This window comes from Sphingomonas pseudosanguinis (assembly GCF_014196255.1).
Classification (GTDB): domain Bacteria; phylum Pseudomonadota; class Alphaproteobacteria; order Sphingomonadales; family Sphingomonadaceae; genus Sphingomonas; species Sphingomonas pseudosanguinis.
In genome coordinates this window covers 532,406-554,481 of sequence record NZ_JACIDH010000001.1, presented here as the reverse complement: position 1 = coordinate 554,481, position 22,076 = coordinate 532,406, and the positions used below count along the sequence as shown (strand labels likewise).

Annotated in this window: 22 protein-coding genes; 11 read left to right on the top strand and 11 right to left on the bottom strand. The window is 67.1% G+C overall.

What is annotated here, in order from left to right:
* Positions 1-2 precede the first annotated feature (2 nt).
* The 4 genes from GGR48_RS02575 to GGR48_RS02560 are packed head-to-tail and all read right to left on the bottom strand — an operon-like array spanning position 3 to position 2,718.
* A complete protein-coding gene (locus GGR48_RS02575) occupies positions 3-425 on the bottom strand; it encodes a 23S rRNA (pseudouridine(1915)-N(3))-methyltransferase RlmH (protein ID WP_183950324.1) in 423 nt (140 codons plus the stop codon).
* A 17-nt stretch (positions 426-442) separates the two neighbouring features.
* Positions 443-847 (bottom strand): ribosome silencing factor, encoded by a 405-nt coding sequence (gene rsfS / locus GGR48_RS02570; RefSeq protein WP_058734175.1) that lies wholly within the window; start codon positions 845-847, stop codon positions 443-445.
* A 12-nt stretch (positions 848-859) separates the two neighbouring features.
* Positions 860-1,459 carry a nicotinate-nucleotide adenylyltransferase gene (locus GGR48_RS02565; RefSeq protein ID WP_183950323.1) on the bottom strand — a complete coding sequence of 200 codons (600 nt, stop codon included), beginning with the start codon at positions 1,457-1,459 and terminating at the stop codon, positions 860-862.
* Positions 1,456-2,718 (bottom strand): glutamate-5-semialdehyde dehydrogenase, encoded by a 1,263-nt coding sequence (locus tag GGR48_RS02560; protein ID WP_183950322.1) that lies wholly within the window; start codon positions 2,716-2,718, stop codon positions 1,456-1,458. The genes GGR48_RS02565 and GGR48_RS02560 overlap by 4 nt, the downstream gene beginning before the upstream one ends.
* Positions 2,719-2,981: 263 nt before the next feature.
* On the opposite strand from GGR48_RS02560, the gene GGR48_RS02555 reads away from it, so the two are divergent.
* The gene (locus GGR48_RS02555; RefSeq protein WP_183950321.1) at positions 2,982-5,726 is read left to right on the top strand and encodes a [protein-PII] uridylyltransferase; all 2,745 of its coding nucleotides are present in this window, start codon (positions 2,982-2,984) and stop codon (positions 5,724-5,726) included.
* A 722-nt stretch (positions 5,727-6,448) separates the two neighbouring features.
* Here GGR48_RS02555 and infC read toward each other — a convergent pair.
* The 4 genes from infC to GGR48_RS02535 all read right to left on the bottom strand — a co-directional run bounded on the left by infC (position 6,449) and on the right by GGR48_RS02535 (position 10,868).
* Positions 6,449-6,982, bottom strand: a complete 534-nt coding sequence (gene infC / locus GGR48_RS02550) for a translation initiation factor IF-3 (protein WP_037569087.1) — start codon at positions 6,980-6,982, stop codon at positions 6,449-6,451.
* A 114-nt stretch (positions 6,983-7,096) separates the two neighbouring features.
* Positions 7,097-9,100, bottom strand: coding sequence for a threonine--tRNA ligase (thrS, locus tag GGR48_RS02545; RefSeq protein ID WP_183950320.1), 2,004 nt, complete (start codon positions 9,098-9,100; stop codon positions 7,097-7,099).
* 176 nt (positions 9,101-9,276) lie between these two features.
* Entirely contained in the window at positions 9,277-10,029 is a 753-nt protein-coding gene (locus GGR48_RS02540; RefSeq protein WP_183950319.1) for an SIMPL domain-containing protein, read from the bottom strand.
* Between the two features lie 23 nt (positions 10,030-10,052).
* Complete coding sequence (locus tag GGR48_RS02535) at positions 10,053-10,868, bottom strand: LD-carboxypeptidase (protein ID WP_183950318.1); 816 nt, start codon at positions 10,866-10,868, stop codon at positions 10,053-10,055.
* Between the two features lie 74 nt (positions 10,869-10,942).
* Between GGR48_RS02535 and GGR48_RS02530 the strand changes: the two genes are divergently transcribed.
* The 8 genes from GGR48_RS02530 (at position 10,943) to GGR48_RS02495 (ending at position 16,684) form a co-directional block, all read left to right on the top strand.
* Complete coding sequence (locus GGR48_RS02530; protein ID WP_183950317.1) at positions 10,943-12,337, top strand: UDP-N-acetylmuramate--L-alanine ligase; 1,395 nt, start codon at positions 10,943-10,945, stop codon at positions 12,335-12,337.
* 71 nt (positions 12,338-12,408) lie between these two features.
* Entirely contained in the window at positions 12,409-12,663 is a 255-nt protein-coding gene (locus GGR48_RS02525; RefSeq protein ID WP_183950316.1) for a DUF6356 family protein, read from the top strand.
* Positions 12,664-13,126: 463 nt separating this feature from the next.
* Positions 13,127-13,855 (top strand): alpha/beta hydrolase, encoded by a 729-nt coding sequence (locus tag GGR48_RS02520; protein ID WP_183950315.1) that lies wholly within the window; start codon positions 13,127-13,129, stop codon positions 13,853-13,855.
* Positions 13,852-14,631: a tetratricopeptide repeat protein gene (locus GGR48_RS02515; RefSeq protein WP_183950314.1), complete on the top strand. Its 780-nt coding sequence runs from the start codon at positions 13,852-13,854 to the stop codon at positions 14,629-14,631. Before GGR48_RS02520 ends, GGR48_RS02515 begins: the two co-directional genes overlap by 4 nt.
* A gap of 76 nt (positions 14,632-14,707) precedes the next feature.
* The gene (locus GGR48_RS02510) at positions 14,708-15,124 is read left to right on the top strand and encodes a VOC family protein (protein ID WP_183950313.1); all 417 of its coding nucleotides are present in this window, start codon (positions 14,708-14,710) and stop codon (positions 15,122-15,124) included.
* Between the two features lie 9 nt (positions 15,125-15,133).
* Positions 15,134-15,850: a hydroxyacylglutathione hydrolase gene (gene gloB, locus GGR48_RS02505; protein ID WP_183950312.1), complete on the top strand. Its 717-nt coding sequence runs from the start codon at positions 15,134-15,136 to the stop codon at positions 15,848-15,850.
* A gap of 40 nt (positions 15,851-15,890) precedes the next feature.
* Positions 15,891-16,319 (top strand): hypothetical protein, encoded by a 429-nt coding sequence (locus GGR48_RS02500; RefSeq protein WP_183950311.1) that lies wholly within the window; start codon positions 15,891-15,893, stop codon positions 16,317-16,319.
* Positions 16,319-16,684: a hypothetical protein gene (locus GGR48_RS02495; RefSeq protein WP_183950310.1), complete on the top strand. Its 366-nt coding sequence runs from the start codon at positions 16,319-16,321 to the stop codon at positions 16,682-16,684. The genes GGR48_RS02500 and GGR48_RS02495 overlap by 1 nt, the downstream gene beginning before the upstream one ends.
* 221 nt (positions 16,685-16,905) lie before the next feature.
* On the opposite strand, the gene hslU is transcribed toward GGR48_RS02495, so the two are convergent.
* The 3 genes from hslU to phaR form a co-directional block, all read right to left on the bottom strand.
* Positions 16,906-18,204: an ATP-dependent protease ATPase subunit HslU gene (gene hslU, locus GGR48_RS02490; protein WP_183950309.1), complete on the bottom strand. Its 1,299-nt coding sequence runs from the start codon at positions 18,202-18,204 to the stop codon at positions 16,906-16,908.
* A 13-nt stretch (positions 18,205-18,217) separates the two neighbouring features.
* Positions 18,218-18,760, bottom strand: a complete 543-nt coding sequence (hslV, locus tag GGR48_RS02485; protein ID WP_056437183.1) for an ATP-dependent protease subunit HslV — start codon at positions 18,758-18,760, stop codon at positions 18,218-18,220.
* Positions 18,761-19,128: 368 nt separating this feature from the next.
* Positions 19,129-19,692, bottom strand: a complete 564-nt coding sequence (phaR, locus tag GGR48_RS02480; RefSeq protein WP_183950308.1) for a polyhydroxyalkanoate synthesis repressor PhaR — start codon at positions 19,690-19,692, stop codon at positions 19,129-19,131.
* A gap of 39 nt (positions 19,693-19,731) precedes the next feature.
* On the opposite strand from phaR, the gene GGR48_RS02475 reads away from it, so the two are divergent.
* Positions 19,732-20,784 (top strand): alpha/beta fold hydrolase, encoded by a 1,053-nt coding sequence (locus GGR48_RS02475; RefSeq protein WP_183950307.1) that lies wholly within the window; start codon positions 19,732-19,734, stop codon positions 20,782-20,784.
* A gap of 22 nt (positions 20,785-20,806) precedes the next feature.
* Complete coding sequence (locus tag GGR48_RS02470) at positions 20,807-21,979, top strand: acetyl-CoA C-acetyltransferase (protein ID WP_183950306.1); 1,173 nt, start codon at positions 20,807-20,809, stop codon at positions 21,977-21,979.
* The last annotated feature ends 97 nt before the right edge of the window (positions 21,980-22,076 follow it).

Below are 22,076 nucleotides of genomic sequence, written 5' to 3'. Positions count from 1 at the left end.
GCCTAGCCTTCGCGGTGATAGGGATGGTTGGCGAGGATGCTGGTCGCGCGGAACAGCTGCTCAGCCAGCATCGCGCGCGCCATCATGTGCGGCCAGGTCGCCCGGCCATAGGAGATCAGCAGGTCGGCGCGTGCCCGGTCGGCATCCTCGAACCCGTCCGCCGCGCCGATCATGAAGCGACACTCGCGCACGCCGTCGTCACGCCAGCGCTCCAGCCGGCGCGCGAAATCCATCGAGGACAGATTCTCGCCCTTCTCGTCCATCAGGACGAGGCGCGCCTGCCCTTCCAGCGGCGGCACTTTGCCGCCGGTATCGGGAAGTTCGGTGATTTTGGTCGGCCAGCCGATCCGCTTGATATAGCGATCGACCAGCTCGGCCTCGGGCGAACGGCCGATCCGCCCGCGCGCGACGATATGCAGCAGCACGGGCGGCCTCTAAGGCGTCAGAGGTTGCGGTCGGCGGGACTCGCAGGGGGAGTCGGCGCATCGCCGAACGCCCACATGCGCTCAAGATTGTAGAAGCTGCGGACCTCGGGCCGGAACAGGTGGACGATGACGTCGTTCGCGTCGATCAGCACCCAGTCGGCGGTCGGCAGACCCTCGATCCGGACCGAACGGCCGAACTCGGCCTTGATCTTCTCGGCGAGCTTCATCGCCATCGAGGCGACCTGCCGGGTCGAACGACCGCTGGCGATCACCATGAAATCTGCGATCGACGACTTGCCCGCGAGCGGGATCGAGATCGTCTCCACCGCCTGGTCGTCATCGAGCGAGGCGAGGATCAGGCGGTGCAGCGCCTCCACCTCGGCAGGATCGGACGGACGCGGCGATTGCGGGGAAGTGGCCAAGTGAGCTCCTGTTCAGGGGACGTTTCGGCCCATATGCCGAAACCAGTCCGGATCGCGGGCCCGAAGGCCCGTGGCGGAAGTCGGGTCGGGGCGGAAGCGCAACAGCACGAAGGCCGGCAAACTCCACATCGTCCAGTTCTTCGCCTGGCCCGGACGCCTCTGGAAACGCCTGAACCAGCCCAGCGCGGGTGTCGCGTGGGCGGCGGCATTGTACCCCGGACGGCCGATAACCGCAATCGGGATCGCGCGGGCAATATCGCGCCACCTGCGCCAGCGGTGAAACTGCTCCAGATTGTCCTCGCCCATCAGCCAGATGAACTGGTGGCCGGGGTAGCGGCGGATGATCTTGCGCACCGTGTCGAGCGTGTAGCGGGTGTGCAGCTCCCGCTCGATCGCACTCGCCCGGATCGGTGCGCGCCGGGCCATGCGCTCAGCCGAGGCGAACCGCGCGGCAAAGGGCGCCATGTCGCCGGCCCCGTCCTTCAGCGGGTTGCCAGGCGACACCAGCCACCAGACCTCATCCAAGTCCAGTGCACGCATCGCGTCCAGCGTGATGCGACGATGCCCCCGGTGGGCGGGATTGAACGACCCGCCGAGCAGACCGATCTTCATCCGCGGATTTGCCCGGTCCCGCGCCCGACCCACTTATACGTCGTCAACCCCTCCAGAGCGACCGGCCCCCGCGCGTGCAGTCGCCCGGTGGCGATGCCGATCTCCGCGCCCAGCCCGAACTCGCCGCCATCCGCGAACTGGGTGGAGGCGTTCCACAGCACGATCGCGCTGTCGACCTGTGCCAGGAAGCGCTCGGCGACGGCTTCGTCCTCGGCAACGATCGCATCGGTATGGTGCGATCCATGCGCGGCGATATGCGCCATCGCGCCTTCCACCCCGTCGACCACGGCCACGCTGGCGATAGCATCGAGATATTCGGTGTCCCAGTCCTCGGACGTGGCCGCTTCAAGTCCGGGTACGATCTCGCGGATGTCGGCGTCCCCGCGCACCGCGCACCCTGCGTCGATCAACGCGGCGACCAGTTCGGCCGGGCGGCAATAGGCACGGTCGATCAACAGCGTCTCCATCGCCCCGCAAATGCCGGTGCGGCGCATCTTGGCGTCGCGCACGATCCGGGTCGCCATGGCGGTATCCGCCGAGCCGTCGACATAGACGTGATTGATCCCGTCGAGATGCGCGAGGACAGGTACCTTCGCCTCGGCCTGCACCCGCGCGACCAGGCTCTTGCCGCCGCGCGGGATCAGCAGGTCGATCACCCCGTCCGCCGCCAGCATCGCGCCCACCGCCGCACGGTCGGTGGTCGGCACCAATTGCACCGCATCCGCCGGCCCGCCCGCCGCCGTCCAGCCCCGGACGAAGGCGGCATGCAGCGCGCGGTTGCTGTGCACCGCCTCCGTGCCCCCACGCAGGATCGCGGCATTGCCCGCCATCGCACATAGCGCGGCGGCGTCGACCGTGACGTTGGGGCGGCTTTCATAGACGATGCCGATCACCCCCACCGGCACGCGGACCCGCGACAGGTTCAGGCCGTTGGGCCGGGTGCGCTCGTCGATCCGCTCGCCGACCGGATCAGGCAGACCGGCCACCGCCTCGACGCCGGCGACGATGCCGGCGATCCGGGCATCGTCCAACCTCAGCCGGTCGAGCATGGCCGGGCTGAGGCCGTTCACCGCGCCGGCCGCGACATCCTGTGCATTGGCTTCCAGGATGGCCGGCGTCGCGTCGCGGATCGCGGCGGCGGCGGCATGCAGGGCGTTCGCCTTGGCTGCGGTCGGCATCTGCGCCAAAGTCCGAGCAGCAGTGCGGGCGCGCTGGCCCATATCGGTGATCAGGGCGGGAATGTCGTGATGGTCGGCCATGCCGGGGGCGGTATCATGGACGGGCGATGGGCCCAAGCATCGGAATCTTGGCCCGTCGAAAGGGCAGGGCCTTGCCCCTCCACCATGCTGCGCATGGTCCCCCTCCCCAAGCACAGCTTGGGGAGGAATGGGCTACACAAATCCTCCCCAAGCTGTGCTTGGGGAGGGGGACCGCCCGGCGGAGCCGGGTGGTGGAGGGGTAGCCCCCTCGCAAATCTCACCTCCCTCTCCATTTGTTCATCCCGACCCTCTATGACATCCCGATGCACAGCCGTTTCGAATCCCTCCCCAACCGCCGCGCCATCGTCGACCGTCGCGCGCTGGCCGAACAGATCGCCGCGCTGGGGATCACCGGGCCGGAGGGGCGCACGCAGGTCACGCCGGTCCTGCGCGCCGCGCTCGACGCCGGGCGGCAGGAGGTGGCGCGGCGGCTGTCCATTCATCCCTCGCGCGGGCTGGAGGCGGCGGCGGCGCAGGCCTATCTGACCGATCAGATACTGAAGCTGCTGTTCGAATTTACCACCGACACGCTCTACCCGTTGAGCAACCCCACGGCGGGCGAGCGGCTGACCCTGATCGCGGTGGGCGGCTATGGCCGGGGCGAGATGGCGCCCTATTCGGATGTCGATATCGGCTTCCTCACCCCCTTCAAGCAGACGCCGCATGCCGAGCAGGTCATCGAATCGATGCTCTATTCGCTCTGGGACCTGGGGTTGAAGGTCGGTCATTCCAGCCGCTCGATCGACGAGACGATCCGCCAGGCGCGTGGCGACGTGACGGTGCGCACCGCGCTCCTCGAAGGGCGGTTCCTGTGCGGCGACCAGGCGCTGTATGACGAGGCGTCGCGCCGCTTCAAGGCGGAGATCCAGACCGACACCCACCGTCAGTTCATCGCCGACAAGCTGGCCGAGCGCGACCTGCGCCATCGCAAGATGGGCGATACCCGCTATGTCGTCGAACCCAATGTCAAGGAGGGCAAGGGCGGCCTGCGCGATCTTCACGCGCTGTTCTGGATCGGCAAGTACGTCTATGACGTCGACCGCGCCGCCGACCTGATCGACCGGGGCCTGTTCACTCGCGAGGAATATCGCCAGTTCCACCGCGCCGACAATTTCCTGTGGGCGGTACGCTGTCATCTGCACACCATCACGGGGCGCGCCGAGGATCGCCTCACCTTCGACGTGCAGCGCCAGATCGCCGAGCGGATGCGCTTCTCCGATCGACCCGGCAAGGCCAAGGTCGAGCGGTTCATGCAGCTCTATTTCCTGCAGGCGAAGACGGTCGGCGCGCTGACCGGCGCCTTCCTGGCGCATCTGGACGAGCGGTTCGCGGCGCGCGGGCACCGCTTCGGCCTGCCCACCATCCGCCGCCGTCCGCGCCGGTTGAACGGCTTCGTGCTGGATCGCGGACGCCTGGCTCTGCCGCGCGACGATTTCTTTCAGGAAGACCCGGTCCGGCTGATCGAGATCTTCCAGCTCGCCGACCGTTACGAGCTGGAAGTGCATCCGCTGGCGATGCGCGCCGCCTCACGCGATGCCAAGCTGGCCGACGACATCCGCAATGATGCCCGCGCCAATGCGCTGTTCCTCGACGTGCTGACCAGCCGCCGCGATCCCGAGCTGGTGCTGCGCTGGATGAACGAGGCGGGCGTATTCGGCCGCTTCGTGCCCGATTTCGGCCGCGTCGTCGCGCAGATGCAGTTCGACATGTACCACCACTATACCGTCGATGAGCACACCATCCGCGCGCTTGGCCTGCTCGCCCGGATCGAGCGGCAGGAACTGGTCGAGGAGCACCCCGTCGCCTCGGCGATCATCGACCAGATCGTGTCGCGGCGCGTCCTCTATGTCGCGGTGCTGCTCCACGACATCGCCAAGGGGCGCGGCGGCGACCATTCGATCCTGGGCGCGGAGGTGGCCGAGCGGCTCTGTCCGCGCCTGGGCCTGAGCGATGCCGAGACCGAGACGGTGGCGTGGCTGGTCCGCTGGCACCTGTTGATGTCCGCCACCGCGTTCAAGCGCGACCTGTCCGACTTCAAGACGATCCTCGACTTCTGCGAGACGGTGCAGAGCCCCGAGCGGCTGCGCCTGCTCCTGCTGCTGACCATCGTCGACATTCGCGCGGTGGGGCCGGGCACCTGGAATGGCTGGAAGCGCCAGTTGCTCGCCGATCTCTACGACGCCGCCGAGGAGGTGCTGCGCCTCGGCCACAAGCAGCGCGGCCGTACCGAGCGGATCGCCAGCAAGCATACCCGCCTTCGCGAAGCGCTGGATTGGTCTGAGGAGCAGTTCGCCGCGCATGTCCGCCGCCTGCCCGAGGCCTATTGGATCGCCGAGCCGGACGATGTGCTGGCGCATAACGCGCGCCAGATGGCGGCGGCGGGCGATGCGCAGCTGTCGATCGATGCGCAGGTGTATGCCGAGCGCGGTGCGACGCTGGTATCCATCTATGCCGCCGACCATCCGGGGCTGTTCTACCGCATTGCGGGTGCGATCCATGTCGCGGGCGGCAACATCATCGATGCGCGCATCCACACCACGCGCGACGGCATGGCGATCGACAATTTCCTGGTGCAGGACCCGCTCGGCCGCCCCTTCGACGATCCGGGCCAGCTGTCGCGCCTACGCCGCGCGATCGAGGATGCGCTCGCCAACCGCAGCAAGCTGGCCGACCGGCTGGTCGCCAAGCCGCTGGTCCGCCCCCGCGCCGACGCCTTCCCGATTGCGCCCAATGTCCTGATCGACAATCGCGCGTCCAACCGCTTCACCGTGGTCGAGGTGCATGCGCGGGATCGGCCGGCGCTGCTCAACCAGCTGGCGCATGCGCTGTTCCAATCGAAGGTGACGATCCACTCCGCGCATGTCGCGACCTATGGCGAGCGCGCGGTCGACGTGTTCTACCTGACCGATCTGACCGGCGACCGGATCACCAATGGCGGGCGGTTGAAGACGCTGGAGAAGCGATTGCTGGGGGCCGCGGCGGGAGAAGCGATGGAGATTGCGGCGTAGATCGCGATGACGTCAATTTGGCCCATTCCGTCATTGCGAGCGTAGCGAAGCAATCCAGTGTCGGGGCAAGACGCTCTGGATTGCTTCGCTACGCTCGCAATGACAGATCCCATGTCATCCTTCTCTAGCCGCCCTACCCCCGGCCCGCCTGAGTGAAGTCGAAGGCAACGGGTTGAAGGTCGCCACATGCACTTCGACTTCGCTCAGTGCGAACGGCGGTTCGCGCAGAGGCGCGGAGGACGCAGAGGGTCTTTCAGACGAACAGCAATCTTTCCTCCCCTGGAAGGGGAGGTGGCTGGCCGAAGGCCAGACGGAGGGGTGTCCCGGACGGAGAGGTAACCCGCCCTCACGACCGGTGACACCCCTCCACCAGCTTCGCTGGTCCCCCTCCCCTTACAGGGGAGGAAGATCAGACTTGCCAAATTTCGCTCGCCCCAAATCCTCCCCGCCGTTCGTACTGAGCGAAGTCGAAGCGCACGCCCCGCCCCCGCCTCCTGACCACCCTCGAAAGGCCACTTGGACCAGCTGGATTCCCTTGGCCTTCGACTTCGCTCAGGCTGAACGGAGGTTGGGGGTAAATACTCAGGCGGCGCCCGAAGACCTCTGCGCCCTCCGCGCCTCTGCGCGAACCCAAAAAACAAAACCCCCGGCGGCCGATTGGGCCACCAGGGGTTTCGGAAACATCGCCACCCGGCGGGCTCACACCCCCGAGTCGCCCTGCATCACTTCGGCGCCAGCACCATCAGCATCTGGCGGCCTTCCATGCGCGGATAGGCTTCGACCTTGGCGACCTCGGCCACCTGCTCGGCGACGCGCTGGAGCACGTTCATGCCGAGTTGGCCGTGGCTCAGCTCGCGGCCGCGGAAGCGCATGGTGACCTTCACCTTGTCGCCCTCGCCGATGAACTCGACCACCTTCTTCATCTTGGTGTCGTAATCATGGTCGTCGATGTTCGGACGCATCTTGATCTCCTTGATCTCCTGCGTCTTCTGCGACTTGCGGGCGAGGTTCGCCTTCTTCTGCGCCTCGTACTTATACTTGCCGACGTCGAGGAACTTGGCGACGGGCGGGTCGGCGTTGGGCGACACCTCGACCAGGTCGAGGCCGAGTTCCTGGGCCTGGGCCATCGCCTCGCGCGTGTACATCACGCCGAGATTCTCGCCCTCATGGTCGATCACGCGAACCTTGGGGCTTTGAATCCACTCGTTGAACCGAGGACCGTTCATCGGCGGCGCCTGCATCGGACGGCGCATCATGGGAGGACGTATGGGTATTTCTCCTGTAGCAATTACATGCCTAATATAAGCGATCGGGCGCAAATTTGAAAGGGCGGGACAAACGCCCCGCCCTTTCGTTCATCCCGTGATGGTTCAGCCGCGCAGATCGGGCGGAGTCGCTTCTTCGCGGAGCATCGCGATGGCCTCGTCCAGCGTCATGATCTCCTGCGCCTGGCTGCCCAGACGGCGGACGGCGACCTTGCCTTCCTCGGCCTCGCGCTTGCCGACGACCAGCAGCACCGGGACCTTGGCGACCGAGTGTTCGCGCACCTTGTAGTTGATCTTCTCGTTGCGCAGATCGGTCTCGACCCGGATGCCCGCCGCCGCCAGCTTGGCCGCCGCGTCCTCGGCATAGCCATCGGCGTCCGACACGATGGTCGCGACCACCGCCTGCACCGGCGCGAGCCAGACGGGGAAGCGGCCCGCATAATGCTCGATCAGGATGCCGATGAACCGCTCATAGGAGCCGAAGATCGCGCGGTGGAGCATGATCGGGCGATGCCGCTCGCCATCCTCGCCGATATAGGATGCATCGAGTCGTTCGGGCAGCACGCGGTCCGACTGGATGGTGCCGACCTGCCAGGTGCGGCCGATCGCGTCGGTCAGATGCCATTCCAGCTTGGGCGCATAGAAAGCCCCCTCGCCCGGCAGCTCTTCCCAGCCATATTGCTCGGTCGCCAGCCCGGCGCGCACGACCGCGTCGCGCAGCTCGGTCTCGGCCATGTCCCACATCTCTTCGGTGCCGAAGCGCTTTTCGGGGCGCAGCGCCAGCTTGATCGAATAGGTGAAGCCGAAATCCTTGTAGATCCGGTCCGCCAGTTCGCAGAAGGCGCGAACTTCCTCGACGATCTGGTCCTCGCGGCAGAAGATATGCGCGTCGTCCTGGGTGAACTGGCGCACGCGCATCAGGCCGTGCAGCGCGCCGTGCGGCTCGTTGCGGTGGCAGCAGCCATTTTCGTAGAAGCGAAGCGGCAGGTCGCGGTACGACTTGATGCCCTGGCGGAAGATCAGGACGTGCGCCGGGCAGTTCATCGGCTTCAGCGCCATCCACTGCGCATCGTCCGACACCAGCGGGCCTTCGTCCTCGACGTTCGGCACCTCGTCGGGGATCACGAACATGTTCTCGCGATACTTGCCCCAGTGCCCGGACTGCTCCCACTGGCGCGCGTCCATGACCTGCGGGGTCTTCACCTCGCGGTAACCGCTCGCGTCGATCGCGCGGCGCATATAGGCCTCCAGCTCGCGCCAGATGCGATAGCCCTTGGGATGCCAGAAGACCGAGCCATGCGCCTCCTGCTGGAGGTGGAACAGATCCATCTCGTTGCCCAGCTTGCGATGGTCGCGCTTGGCCGCCTCCTCCAAGCGGGTCAGGTGCTCGGCCAGTTGCTTCTTGTTCAGCCAGCCGGTGCCGTAGATGCGGCTGAGCATCGCGTTCTTCTGGTCGCCGCGCCAATAGGCACCCGACACGCGGGTCAGCTTGAAGGCGTTGGGATCGAGCTTGCCGGTCGAGGCGAGATGCGGCCCCCGGCACATGTCGAGCCAGGCGTCCTCGCCCTTGCCCGCACGATAGACGGTCAGTTCCTCGTCGTCGGGCAGTTCGGCGGCCCATTCGGCCTTGAAGCTCTCGCCCTGCTGCTTCCAGCGCTCGATCAGCTGCTCGCGGGTCCAGACCTCGCGGATCAGCGGCTCGTCGCGCGCGATGATCTTGCGCATCTCGGCCTCGATCGCGGGCAGGTCCTCCTCGGTGAAGGGGCGATCCTTGGGCGCGAAATCGTAATAGAAGCCGTCATCGGTCGCCGGGCCGAAGGTGATCTGCGTGCCGGGGAACAGCGCCTGCACCGCCTCGGCCAGCACATGCGCATAGTCGTGGCGCGCGAGTTCGAGCGCGTCGGCCTCGTCCTTCGCGGTCACCAGGGCGAGGGCGGAGTCGCCCTCGAACGGCCGCATGATGTCGCGCAATTCGCCATCGACGCGCGCGGCGATCGCCGCCTTGGCGAGACCCGGCCCGATCGCGGCGGCGATGTCCGCGGGAGTGGTTCCGGGCGCGACCTCACGGACGGAACCGTCGGGCAGCGTGATACGGAACATCGCGGACATGGTAACTCTCTTCGATAGATGCGGATGACACGCCTGCACGGGATGGCGGACGTGGACGCGGTCTATAGGGAAGATTCAACGCGGCGTATAGTTTGGCCTGCGAGCGGAGAATACGCGCCCCAATACAACGAGGCAGCGAATGTCCCCCGACGACATTTCCGGTCGGGGACCGGCCCTCATTGTTCGATCGCGTAGGCCACCGTCACATTGACATTGGTGCGGATCGGCGCGGGCGACAGGTCGATCTGAATCGGCGGGGGCGCCACCGGTTGCGAAAGTGGCACAATGTCGGCCGCCCGCGCAGCGGAAACCGTAATCGTCATGTCGCGATTGGTGCCATCGTCGACGCGGAGCAACCGGCCGAGCCGGGCACCGGAGCCCTCCGCGATCAACTGCGCCTGCGCCTTGGCGCTGGCCAGGGCGGCCCGCATCGCCTGCTGGCGGGCCGGTCGATCGTCGCTCAGCCAATAGTTGCGTACCCCGACCTGCAATCCACCGAGCCGCCCGATTAGCCCCGCCAGCGTCCCCGCATCGTCGATGCGCGGCGTATCGATCGACACCGGCATGGTCGCGACATAGCCCAGGATGGCGCATGGCCCGGTCGACAGCTGTGCCTGGCCATACTCATTCTGGTTGCACTCGCGCGAGCGCACCGGCGTGATGTCGAAGTCGGAGGCATGAAGCTCCAGCGCGCCGCGCAACAGCCCTTCCGCGCCGGATCGGATCGCCTTCGCGCTATCGCGCGCCTTGGCCGCCGCTTCATCGGACGTCGCTCCCTCGCCGCGCACCTGATAGGTCATGGTCACGCGATCGGGCAGCGTCTTGGCGATACCCGTGGCCGACACCTGGATCTGCGGCGGCGGCACCGTCTGCGCCAGCGCGCCCGTGGCGGACATCCCCAGCAGCATCCCGATCATCACCGTCTTCATATCCGGCCTCCCCTTATGATCCCTTACGCGATTCCGAACGGGACCAGATGATTGTCCTGCGTGTGCCCGATCCGTGCGCGGCCCAGATAGGGCACGCCCATCTCGCCGCACCAGCGCTGGATCATGAATTCCAGCGTTTCGCCCCATTCCGGCTCATTCTCCTGCACGTTGCTGACCGCGCCCAGCCGGACACCCGCGACGCCCTTCAGCTGGGTCGCGTTCGCCATGGTGAACAGCATCCGGTCGACCGCGTACAGATGCTCGGACACTTCCTCGATGATCAGGACATGGTCGGTCAGGTCGGGGAGCCAGGGCGTGCCGATCAGCGCGGCGAGGATCGACAGGTTGAACGCCGCCGCCGGGCGGCCGTCCAGCCCCGGCTCCAGCCCTTGCCGGTCGCCGCTGGTCAGCCAGCCGAGCGATCGCGCCACCGTCACATCGCCATGCTGGCGCCTAATGTCGCTCGCCATCGGGCCATGCACGGGCCGCCCGATCCGCCGGGCATAGAGCGCAGCCAGCACGAAGCCGAGGTCGGAATAGCCGATATAGGTCTTGTGCCCCGCCGCGCCGTTCAGATTGGGCATGACGCGCGACAGGATGCGGTTCGATCCGTATCCGCCGCGCAGGAACCAGATCGCGTCGATTGCGGAATCGTTGGCGAACTCCAGAAAAGCCGAGGCGCGGCGTTCGTCGGAGCCTGCGAAATGCCCGTCCTGCTCATAGCATTGCGGGTGGAAGATCAGGTCGACATCCGGATAGGCGATCGCGGCGAAGGCGCTGACCGGCGCTTCGGCGGCGGGGTTGCCGATGCTCGAGGGAGCGAGGATTCCGATCTTCATGTCAGCACGTTCCTCGCCTTGGCCAGCCGGCCGGGCATTGCCCCGCGCCGTCAACTCGCCGATAGCGTGGGGCCATGACCAACGGCAATTCCTGTTTTCTGGTGGGTATCGGCGGATCGGGGATGATGCCGCTCGCCATGATCCTGCGCGCACGCGGATGGACGGTTTCGGGTTCGGACCGGGGCCTCGACCAGGGCCGCGTCGCCGCCAAGTTCGATGCGCTGCGCAACGCCGGCATCGCGCTTTACCCGCAGGACGGATCGGGCGTGACCTCGCCCGACCAGCTCGTCATCGCCTCCGCCGCCGTGGAGGAGACGGTGCCCGACATCGTCGCCGCCAACCGGCTGGGCTGCCCGCGCGCCAGCCGTGCGCAGATGCTGGCCAGCCTGTTCAACGACAGCACCCTGCCGATCGGCGTGGCAGGAACCAGCGGCAAGTCGACCGTCACCGGCATGATCGCCTTCATCCTGCACCAGACGGGGCGCGATCCGACCGCGATGAATGGCGCGGTGATGAAGGACTTCGTCTCGCCCGACAGCCCCTTCGCCAGCGCGCTGGTCGGCGGCGGCGAGGCGTTCGTCAGCGAGGTGGACGAAAGCGACGGCTCGATCGCGCTCTACGACCCCGCCATCGCGGTGCTGAACAATGTCAGCCTGGACCACAAGTCGCTGGAGGAATTGCGCACCCTGTTCGGCGGGTTCGCAGGCCGGGCGCAGCATGTCGTCGCCAATGCCGGCGATGCCGAGACGGCGGCGCTGCTGGCCGACATCCCCAACCTCACCACCTTCGCGGTCGAGGGCGCGGCCGATCTGGTCGCCGAGGCGCTCAAGCCCGAACCCTTCGCCATCAGCTTCGATCTGATCACCGGGGGCGCCGGCTATCATGTTCGGCTGTCGGTGCCGGGCCGTCACAATGTCTCCAATGCGCTGGCGGCGATCGGTGCGAGCGTGGCGGCTGGCGTCCCCCTGATCGACGCGATCCGCGCGGTCGAACGCTTCACCGGCCTCAAGCGTCGGTTCGAGAGGGTCGGCGAGGCGAACGGCGTCACCGTTATCGACGATTTCGGCCACAACCCCGACAAGATCGCCGCGACGCTCGACACGCTCCACGCCTTTCCCGGCCGGTTGCTGATCCTGTTCCAGCCCCACGGCTATGGCCCGCTGAAGGTCATGCGGACCGAGCTGGTCGACAGCATCGCGCGGCGGATGCGGGACGGCGACGTGTTCGTCCTGCCCGACCCCGCCTATTTCGGCGGCACCGTCGCGCGCGAGGTAACCAGCGCCGACATCGTCGCCGACCTGCGCGCAGGCGGCGTGGACGCCCGCCACATCGCCGACCGCGCCGAGGCGGCGGCGATGCTGGTGGCGGAAGCGCGGCCGGGCGACCGGATCGTGGTGATGGGCGCGCGCGACGACACGCTCAGCCTGCTGGCGCAGGACATGGTGGAGCGGCTGGCCTGGACCGGGTGACGATGGCCGGTTTTGCCAATCCCCAGGGCCATGATAGGATCATCGGACACGGCCAAAGGAGAATGCCCGCCATGTTCCGTCGCCTGTTCACCGAACATCCCGAGAGCGTCGGCGAAAGCTATGTCGAGCATTTCGGCGTCGCGGCGCGGTTCGGGGCGATCATGATCGTCGGCGGCGTCGGCGCGCTGGTGCATGCCGTCGTACCGGGGCTGTGCAAGACCACCGGCAGCGATGCGGTGGCGCGGCTCCATGCCGAGATGGTGGCCAAGCGGCGCAGGAAGCAGGCGGCGCAAACCCAGGCGAAGACCGTCGAATATGTGATCTGAGGCACCGGCCCATCAAAGACTATTATCGCCGCCCTCACCTCCGTTCCGCCTGAGCGCAGTCGAAGGCCAAGGGATGCACTCTCCTCCATAGCCGGCGGCGGAGGCGGGACGTGGCCTTCGACTTCGCTCAGGCTGAACGGAGGGAGGGCCTGATCTGTCGCTCCGGCGTGCCGAGCGTAAAAGGTCTGCGCATCGCGCATGACACGGTGAAACTGGCGGCTGTAGGACCGGAGACTTTCGGGATCGTTTGCGAGGGACTGGCAGTCCTCGCCGCGCGGCGCAATTCCCCCCGCCCCGTTCAGCCTGAGCGTAGTCGAAGGCCACGTCCCGCCCTTCTCCTCCGGGCGCGGGGGTGAGCATGTCCCTTGGCCTTCGACTTCGCTCAGGCTGAACGGAAGTTGGGATGACGCCGCAAAGCCGCGATCGGGTTTCCATCGCCCCAGCCCTTCCCTACACTCCGGGCATGACCGACAGCCCCACGCACCGCCCCAAGCTCGCCTATCACTGGACAGACGGCGCCGGCCCCGCGATCGTCTTCCTGCCCGGCTATGCCTCGGACATGCAGGGGTCGAAGGCACTTGCGCTGGAGGCATGGGCCAAAGCGAACGGCCGCGCGTTCCTGCGCTTCGACTATGGCGGATGCGGCACATCGGACGGCGCGTTCGCGGATCAGGCGCTGGCGGACTGGCGCGACGATGTCGTGGCGATGCTCGACGATGTGGTGAAGGGGCCGGCGGTGCTGGTCGGATCGTCGATGGGCGGCTGGCTGATGCTGCTCGCCGCGCTGGCCCGGCCCGATCAGGTGACGGCATTGGTCGGCATCGCGCCCGCGCCCGACTTCACCGACTGGGGCTTTTCCGAAGACGAGAAGATGACGATCCTCCAGACGGGTCGGCTCGAGCGGCCCAATCCCTATGGCCCCGAACCCACCCTTTACACCCGCCGCTTCTGGGCATCGGGCGAGGCCAATCGGCTGACCTTCGGTCCCATCGCCTTCGACGGCCCGGTCCGGCTGCTCCAGGGGATGCAGGACCCCGACGTCCCGTGGCAGCGCACCACCCATCTGGCCGGGCTGTTCCGTTCAGCTGATGTGCAGACGATCTTGGTCAAGGACGGCGACCACCGGCTGTCGCGCGAGCAGGACATCGCGCTGTTGATCCGCAGCGTTGAGGACGTGTTGAACCACCCATGATCCTGTTTTCCCTGGCACTCGCCGTCGCAGCTCAGCCCCAGGCCCCGACCCCGGCCGCCGCCAAGCCCCCCGCCCTCCCCGCCGATCCGCGCGAGGCGCGGCATGAACGCTGCGTCGCGACCGCCACGCGCGATCCCGCCGCCGGGCGGGCCGAGGCGGGGCGCTGGCAATTGGCGGGCGGCGGCTATTTCGCGCAGCAATGCGCCGGCATCGCCTATGCCTCAGAGGGCAATTGGAGCGCCGCCGCCACCGCCTTCGAACAGGCGGCACGCGCGGCGGAGACCGGTCGCGACATACGCGCCGCCACCTATTGGGCGCAGGCGGGCAATGCCTATCTGGCGGGGGGCGACGCCGCCCATTCGCGCACCGCGCTGGATGCCGCGCTCGCCTCGGGCCAGTTGACCGACTTCGCGCTGGGCGAAGCGCTGCTCGACCGGGCACGCGCGCTGGTCGCGGGCGGACAGCCGGCGGCTGCGCGGGTCGATCTGGACGCCGCGCTGACGCATGTGCCGAGCGATCCGCTCGCCTGGTTGCTGTCGGCGACGCTGGCGCGCCGCACCGGCGATCTGCCCCGTGCGAAGAAGGACATTGGCGAGGCGCTGGCGCGGTCGGCGGACGACGCCAATGTCCAGTTGGAGGCCGGCAACATCGCCGCCGCCGGCGGGGACGAAGCGGGCGCGCGCAAGGCGTGGAGCGAGGCTGCGCGACTCGCCCCGCCCGACAGCCCGGTCCGCGCGATCGCCGCCAAGGCGCTGGCGCAATTCCCCTCACGCTGAGCCTTATCGCAGGTAAAGGTCTTGCCCTTTATTTGCGGGTAGGACAGCGTGCCCTCCCTAATAGGCAGGAAATCGAATGCGTTATCTCCACACCATGATCCGCGTCAGCGATCCCGACGCCACCATCCGCTTCTTCGCGCTGCTGGGACTGGAACAGGTGCGGCGGATCGATAACGAGGGCGGGCGCTTCTCGCTGATCTTCCTGGCGGCACCGGGCGACGAGGGCCGCGCCGAGGTCGAGCTGACCCATAATTGGGACCCCGAAATCTATACCGGTGGCCGCAATTTCGGCCATCTCGCCTACCGCGTCGACAATATCTACGAGACGTGCCAGCGGCTGATGGATGCCGGCATCACCATCAACCGGCCGCCGCGCGACGGGCATATGGCCTTCGTCAAGACGCCCGACGGCATTTCGATCGAACTGTTACAGGACGGTGCGCTGCCCCCGGCCGAACCTTGGGCCTCGATGCCCAATGTCGGAAGCTGGTAAAGGCCGCGCATGGAAATCATTCGCGTCCCCGTCCTCTCCGATAACTATGCCTGGCTGATCCATGACGATGGCCAGACCGTCGCGCTCGATCCCGGCGAGGCGGCGCCGGTGGCGGCGGCGGCGGCGGCGCGCGGATGGACCATCGACCAGGTCTGGCTGACCCATTGGCATCCCGACCATGTCGGCGGCGCGAGCGAACTGCGCGCCGCCGGTGCGCGGGTCGCCGGTCCGGCAGCGGAGGCAGCCAAGATCGAGGGGCTCGACCGGCTGCTGGAGGATGGCGATCGGATCGGCGTCGGCACGCTCGAGGCGGTGATCTGGTCGGTGCCGGGGCATACGGCGGGGCATATCGCCTTTCATGTGCCCGAGCGCGGTGTGATCTTCAGCGGCGATACGCTGTTCGCCATGGGCTGTGGCCGGTTGTTCGAGGGGACGGCGGCGCAGATGCACGCCAATATGCGCCGCTTCGCCGCGCTGCCCGAGGATACGCGCGTCTATTGCGGGCACGAATATACCCTGTCCAACGCGCGCTTCGCGGCGGTGGCGGAGCCGGACAACGACGTGATCGCCGCGCGGCTGGCCGATGTCACCGCCATGCGCGAGGCGGGCGAGCCGACCATCCCGACGACCATCGCGCTGGAACGCGCGACCAACCCCTTTCTGCGTTCGGTCGATGCGCAGGAACTGGCCGAGCGTCGTGCAGCCAAGGACGCGTTCAAGGGTTAGGGAAATGTTGCAGGGGAACCGACCGAAGGAGGCGAAGACGATGCGCGGCCTGACAATGCTGTCCACGGCGTTCCTGTTACCGGCGATCGCCGGCTGTACCCCCGCCCCCGCCGAGCAGGCGCGGATCGACCAGCGCCAGGCGACCGAGCGCGCCGATCTGGACAAGGCGCTGCGCGGCCTGATCCCGCAAAAGCCGACCCAGTGCATCGGCCAGTATCAGACGCGGCAGGTGACGGCCTATGGCCCGACCATCGTCTATACGATCTCGCCGCGCCTGAAATATGTCAGCGAGACGCAAGGCGGGTGCGAGACGATCGGACAGCGGGGACGCAACGACATATTGGTCACCCGCACCACCACCGGCCAGCTCTGCGCCGGCGACATCGCGCAGACGGTCGACCGCGTGTCGGGCTTCTTCACCGGCAGCTGCAGCTTCGGGCCGTTCGTGCCCTATCGGCCCGCCAAGTGATGCGTGGCCGTCCTGTCATGGTGGCGGCGCTGGGCCTGACGCTCGTCGCCGCCAAGTCCGATCCCTTTGCCGGCCGTGTCGCGGGACCGCCCGTGCAATGCGTCGATACCAGCACCGCCCAGTCGGGGCCGAGCATCGTCGACAACGGCACGATCATCATCAATGCGGGCGGCCGCCGCATCTGGCGTGCGCAAGTGCGCGGTGAATGTCCCAGCCTGCGCCCGTTCAATACGCTGCTGATCCAGCAATGGGGCTCGCGACTATGCCGGAACGACCGGTTCCAGGTGCTGCAACAGGGCCTGTCGATTCCGTCGGCATCCTGCTTCTTCGATGGGTTCGTGCCCTATGATCGGGTCAAGCCGTAGAGGGAACGCCTAGCCCCTCCCCCATCCCAGTTTCAGGCAAACGATACCCCGCATCGTTTAGGTCATGCCGGGGGCATGACCGACCTGAAACTCGCCTGCGAGAGGGGAGCGGCAAGGTCGATCGTTGCGACTTAATTTTCTCGTTACGGACTGGGCACGCCCCTCCCGCAGCCGGGAGGGGATGGGGGAGGGCCCGGTGTCTCACCGAGCCCCCACCCCGATCACAAAACAAACCGGCTCAAATCCGTATTGCGCGCCACCGCCGACAGCTGCTTGTCGACATACGCCCCATCGACCGTCAGCACCGTCCCCTGACGATCCTCCGCCTCGAAGCTCACCTCTTCCAACAGCTTCTCCATCACCGTCTGCAGCCGCCGCGCGCCGATATTCTCGACCTGCGCATTCACCTCCGCCGCGATCCGCGCGATCGCCGCGATGCCGTCCTCGGTGAAGGAAATCTCTACCCCCTCGGTGCCGATCAGCGCCTTGTACTGCGCGGGCAGCGACGCCTTGGTGTCGGACAGGATGGCGACGAAATCACCTTCAGTCAGCGCCTTGAGTTCAACCCGGATCGGCAGGCGGCCCTGAAGCTCGGGCAACAGGTCGGACGGTTTGGCGACGTGGAAGGCGCCGCTCGCGATGAACAGGATATGGTCCGTCTTCATCGGGCCGTATTTGGTCGAAACCGTCGTTCCCTCGATCAGCGGCAGCAGATCGCGCTGCACGCCCTCGCGGCTGACCGAGCCACCGCGCACGTCGCTGACCGCGATCTTGTCGATCTCGTCGAGGAACACGATCCCGTTCGCCTCGGCATCGGCCAGCGCGGCGCGGCTGACCTCGTCCTGATCGAGCCGCTTGTCCGCCTCTTCCTCGACCAGCTTGGTCCAGGCGGCGGAGACGGTCAGCTTGCGGCGCTTGAGCGGCTGGCCGCCGCCGAACGCCTTGCCCATCATCTCGGACAGGTTGATCATCTGCGGCGCGGCACCGGGAATTTCGAACGGCGTGGCCTGGGCCTGCTCCAGTTCGATCTCGATCTCGGTCTGGTCGAGATGGCCGTCGCGGAAGCGCTGGCGAAAGGCCTCGCGCGTCGCCTGGCTCGAGTCCTTGCCGACCAGCGCATCGAGCAGGCGGTTCATCGCCGCCTCTTCGGCCTTGTCCTTGACCGCGACGCGGCGGCGTTCCTTTTCCAGCCGGATCGCCTCCTCGACCAGGTCGCGGGCGATCTGCTCGACGTCGCGGCCGACATAACCGACCTCGGTGAACTTGGTCGCCTCGACCTTCACGAAGGGCGCATCGGCGAGCTTCGCCAGACGACGGCTGATCTCGGTCTTGCCGCACCCGGTCGGGCCGATCATCAGGATGTTCTTGGGCGTCACCTCGTCGCGCAGATCCGCGCCCAGCCGCTGGCGACGCCAGCGGTTGCGCATGGCGACGGCGACGGCGCGCTTGGCGTCGGCCTGGCCGATGATATGCGCGTCGAGCGCGGCGACGATCGCCTTGGGGGTCAACTGGTCGTTCATGGGAGCTTTCGGATTAGTTCGCGCCGTCGATGGCTTCGAGCGTGACGCGGTCATTGGTGTAGACGCAGACATCGGCGGCGATCGCCATCGCCTTGCGCGCGATCGTCTCGGCATCCTGTTCATAGTCGACGAGTGCACGGGCCGCCGCGAGCGCGTAATTGCCGCCCGATCCGATCGCGCAAATGCCGTTCTCCGGCTCCAACACATCGCCGTTTCCGGTCAGGATCAACGTCACATCCTTGTCGGCGACGATCATCATCGCCTCCAGGTTGCGCAGGAACTTGTCGGTGCGCCAGTCCTTGGCGAGTTCGACCGCGGCGCGCAGCAACTGGCCGTTATGCCGCTCCAGCTTGGCCTCCAGCCGCTCGAACAGGGTGAAGGCATCCGCCGTCGCGCCCGCAAAGCCGCCGATGACCGAGCCGTCGCCCAATCGCCGGACTTTGCGCGCATTCGGCTTCATGACCGTCTGGCCCATCGAAACCTGACCGTCCCCGGCCACCACCACCCGGCCGCCACGGCGTACCGAGCAAATCGTCGTACCATGCCAAGTGGGCATGGCGTGTTCATTCCCGCTCATGCGCGGCGATATGGAGGTGGGGATGCGCGGGTTCAATGAGGGAAATGGGAGCGTACTGGGCATGACCGATCGCCCCCAACTCCGTTCAGCCTGAGCGAAGTCGAAGGCCACGACCGGCCATTGCGGCTGGACGTACCCATTCCTCCCCTTGCAGGGGAGGTGGCAGGCCGCAGGCCTGACCGAGGGGTGTCTTGGCTGGAGAGATGAGGGCTCACTCGCAACTGGCGACACCCCTCCACCAGCTTCGCTGGCCCCCCTCCCCTTGCAGGGGAGGAACTGATTCATGCCTAGAGTCTACCCTTCCAGCGTGGCCTTCGACTTCGCTCAGGCTGAACGGCGGTTGAGGATTATTCCCCCAGCTTCTCGATCTTGTCCTTCAACGCAGCGAGTTCCGCCTTCAGCGCCGCCATCTCGGCGTCCTTGCTCGCGGCGGGGGCCGCCGGTGCCGGGGCCGGCGTGGGCGCGACTCCGCCCGGCTTGAACCCCTGCGTCGCCGCCTCGAACATCGCCAGGTTGCGCTTGGCCATATCGGCGAAGGGCGTGTTCGCGAACGCGCCCTCGACCGCCGACTTGAACTGTTCCTGGTTGCGGCGGAAGCTGTCCATCGACGCCTCCAGATAACCCGGCACCACCGCCTGCATCGAATCGCCGTACATCGAGATCAGCTGGCGCAGGAAATTCACGGGGAGCATCGTCTCGCCCCGGCTTTCCTCTTCCATGATGATCTGGGTCAAGACATTATGGGTGATGTCCTCGTCCGTCTTGGCGTCGACCACCTTGAAGTCGCGGCCCGCCCGGATCATCGCCGCCAGATGATCGAGCGTGATGTAGGAAGAGGTTTCGGTATTGTAGAGTCGCCGGTTCGCGTATTTCTTGACGATCACGATGCCGTCCACCGCCTGCTTCTTCATCGATCCCCGCCTTTCCTGATTTTGGTGTAGCCTAACGCCATGGATTTCGCATCGCAACATGGTCCGCGTCCGCTGCCGCTGTTCCTGGCGATGTTGCGCAGCGAGGCTGCGGCAAATCCCGAACTGGCGCAGGCAGCGCTGGAGGGATTGCGACGTTTCCAGGCGGCGAAGCGCGAACGCCCGATGCGCGCCCTGCCCGTCCGGCGACGGCGCGGCCGGGTGCGGCTCCGCGATGGCGGCGTCGGGTGCGAAGGCCGGCCGGTGCTGTTCATCCCCTCACTGATCAATCCGCCCTCGATCCTCGACCTGTCGCGCGACCGTTCGCTGATCCGCTGGATGCGGGGACAGGGCTTTCACCCCTGGCTGATCGACTGGGGCACACCGGGGGTGAAGGACCGCGACATCGATGCGGCGGGACATGTCGAGCGTTTCCTGCTGCCCCTGATCGCGACCTTCCCAGAGCCGCCGGTGCTGGTCGGCTATTGCCTGGGCGGCACGCTCGCCGTCGCGGCGGCGGCGCGCAGTCGGGTCGCGGGCCTCGCCGCGATCGCCGCGCCATGGCATTTCACCGGCTATGGCGACGAGGCGCGCGCCGCGATGGCCGCGCAATGGGCCGCGATCAAGCCGACCTCCGAAGCGCTGGGCCTCGTGCCGATGGAGGCGCTGCAGGCGGGCTTCTGGCGACTCGACCCGGGCCGCACCATCGCCAAATATGCGGCCTTCGCCGATCTCGATCCGCGCAGCGAGGCCGCCCGGCGCTTCATCCGGTTGGAGGACTGGGCCAATCAGGGCGCCCCCCTGCCCCATGCCTTCGGCCGTGAGCTGTTCGAGGAGCTGATCGCGCAGGATCGCCCCGGCCAGGGGCAATGGCGCGTCGCCGGGACGACCGTCACACCCGCGCAATGCGACGCCCCTAGCGTCGAATTCGTCGCCACCGCCGACCGGATCGTCCCCGCCGCCACCGCCATCGGCCTGTCCGACCGGCGAGCGGGGGGCACGGGCCATGTCGGCATGGTCGTCGGCGGCCGTGCGGAGCACCAGCTCTGGCAGCCGCTGGCCGACTGGATCACCCAACTCCCAACGCCTAAATAGATGTGACACAAGAGGAGCCTTCATGACCGAGATCGTCATTACCGCCGCCAAGCGCACCCCCGTGGGCAGCTTCCTGGGCGCCTTCGCCGCCACGCCCGCGCACGAACTCGGCCGGGTGGCGATCACCGCCGCGCTGGAACAGGCGGGCATCAAAGGCGAGGACGTGTCCGAGGTGATCCTCGGCCAGGTGCTGACCGCCGCGCAGGGCCAGAACCCGGCGCGCCAGGCCTCGATGGCGGCCGGCATCCCCAAGGAAGTCCCCGCTTATGGCGTGAACCAGGTCTGCGGATCGGGCCTGCGCGCCGTCGCGCTGGGGCTGCAGGCGATCGCCAATGGCGATGCGACCATCGTCGTGGCGGGCGGCCAGGAGTCGATGTCGCTCTCGCCGCACGCCCAGGCGATGCGCGGCGGCACCAAGATGGGTCCGCTGACCATGGTCGACACCATGGTCCATGACGGCCTGACCGACGCCTTTGCCGGCTATCATATGGGCATCACCGCCGAGAACCTCGCCGAGCAATATCAGGTGACCCGCAACGAACAGGACCAGTTCGCCGTCCGCTCGCAGAACCTGGCCGAAAAGGCGCGTGGTGAGGGCCGCTTCAAGGACGAGATCGCGCCCGTCACCATCAAGACCCGCAAGGGCGAGACGGTGGTCGCCGACGACGAATATATCCGCGCCGGTGCCACGCTGGAGAGCGTCTCTGGCGTCCGCCCCGCCTTCAAGAAGGACGGCACCGTTACCGCCGCCAATGCCTCGGGCCTGAACGACGGCGCCGCCGCACTCGTCCTGATGAGCCGCGAGGAAGCGACCAAGCGCGGGAGCACCGTGCTCGCCACGATCAAGAGCTGGGCCTCGGCCGGCGTCGATCCGTCGGTGATGGGCATCGGCCCCGTCCCCGCCACCAAACGCGCGCTGGAAAAGGCGGGCTGGACCATCGGCGACCTCGACCTGATCGAGGCCAACGAAGCCTTCGCCGCACAGGCGCTGTCGGTCGGCAAGGAACTGGGCCTCGATCCCGACAAGGTTAACGTCAATGGCGGCGCGATCGCGCTGGGCCATCCGATCGGCGCCAGCGGCGCGCGCGTGCTCACGACTCTGATCTACGAGATGCAGAAGCGTGACGCGAAGAAGGGTCTGGCAACGCTGTGCATCGGCGGCGGCATGGGCATCGCCATGTGTGTTGAGCGGTAAAGTGATCTAAAAGGGCAATACACCACTTTGCGAAAATTTCGCGAGTATTGGCCTGCTTGCAGGGATGTGTCGAACGTGTCACATCCCTGCAACAACG

What these genes read in the sequence shown, in the direction of transcription:
- GGR48_RS02520 (WP_183950315.1), top strand. Translation starts at nt 13,127, where the DNA reads ATGACCGACAGCCCCACGCACCGCCCCAAGCTCGCCTATCACTGGACA.
- GGR48_RS02495 (WP_183950310.1), top strand. Translation starts at nt 16,319, where the DNA reads ATGCGTGGCCGTCCTGTCATGGTGGCGGCGCTGGGCCTGACGCTCGTC.
- GGR48_RS02500 (WP_183950311.1), top strand. Translation starts at nt 15,891, where the DNA reads ATGCGCGGCCTGACAATGCTGTCCACGGCGTTCCTGTTACCGGCGATC.
- GGR48_RS02540 (WP_183950319.1), bottom strand. Translation starts at nt 10,029, where the DNA reads ATGAAGACGGTGATGATCGGGATGCTGCTGGGGATGTCCGCCACGGGC.
- hslU (WP_183950309.1), bottom strand. Translation starts at nt 18,204, where the DNA reads ATGAACGACCAGTTGACCCCCAAGGCGATCGTCGCCGCGCTCGACGCG.
- gloB (WP_183950312.1), top strand. Translation starts at nt 15,134, where the DNA reads ATGGAAATCATTCGCGTCCCCGTCCTCTCCGATAACTATGCCTGGCTG.
- GGR48_RS02510 (WP_183950313.1), top strand. Translation starts at nt 14,708, where the DNA reads ATGCGTTATCTCCACACCATGATCCGCGTCAGCGATCCCGACGCCACC.
- phaR (WP_183950308.1), bottom strand. Translation starts at nt 19,692, where the DNA reads ATGAAGAAGCAGGCGGTGGACGGCATCGTGATCGTCAAGAAATACGCG.
- thrS (WP_183950320.1), bottom strand. Translation starts at nt 9,100, where the DNA reads ATGTCCGCGATGTTCCGTATCACGCTGCCCGACGGTTCCGTCCGTGAG.
- GGR48_RS02470 (WP_183950306.1), top strand. Translation starts at nt 20,807, where the DNA reads ATGACCGAGATCGTCATTACCGCCGCCAAGCGCACCCCCGTGGGCAGC.
- GGR48_RS02525 (WP_183950316.1), top strand. Translation starts at nt 12,409, where the DNA reads ATGTTCCGTCGCCTGTTCACCGAACATCCCGAGAGCGTCGGCGAAAGC.
- GGR48_RS02535 (WP_183950318.1), bottom strand. Translation starts at nt 10,868, where the DNA reads ATGAAGATCGGAATCCTCGCTCCCTCGAGCATCGGCAACCCCGCCGCC.
- GGR48_RS02555 (WP_183950321.1), top strand. Translation starts at nt 2,982, where the DNA reads ATGCACAGCCGTTTCGAATCCCTCCCCAACCGCCGCGCCATCGTCGAC.
- infC (WP_037569087.1), bottom strand. Translation starts at nt 6,982, where the DNA reads ATGATGCGCCGTCCGATGCAGGCGCCGCCGATGAACGGTCCTCGGTTC.
- hslV (WP_056437183.1), bottom strand. Translation starts at nt 18,760, where the DNA reads ATGCCCACTTGGCATGGTACGACGATTTGCTCGGTACGCCGTGGCGGC.
- GGR48_RS02560 (WP_183950322.1), bottom strand. Translation starts at nt 2,718, where the DNA reads ATGGCCGACCATCACGACATTCCCGCCCTGATCACCGATATGGGCCAG.
- GGR48_RS02515 (WP_183950314.1), top strand. Translation starts at nt 13,852, where the DNA reads ATGATCCTGTTTTCCCTGGCACTCGCCGTCGCAGCTCAGCCCCAGGCC.
- GGR48_RS02530 (WP_183950317.1), top strand. Translation starts at nt 10,943, where the DNA reads ATGACCAACGGCAATTCCTGTTTTCTGGTGGGTATCGGCGGATCGGGG.
- GGR48_RS02565 (WP_183950323.1), bottom strand. Translation starts at nt 1,459, where the DNA reads ATGAAGATCGGTCTGCTCGGCGGGTCGTTCAATCCCGCCCACCGGGGG.
- GGR48_RS02475 (WP_183950307.1), top strand. Translation starts at nt 19,732, where the DNA reads ATGGATTTCGCATCGCAACATGGTCCGCGTCCGCTGCCGCTGTTCCTG.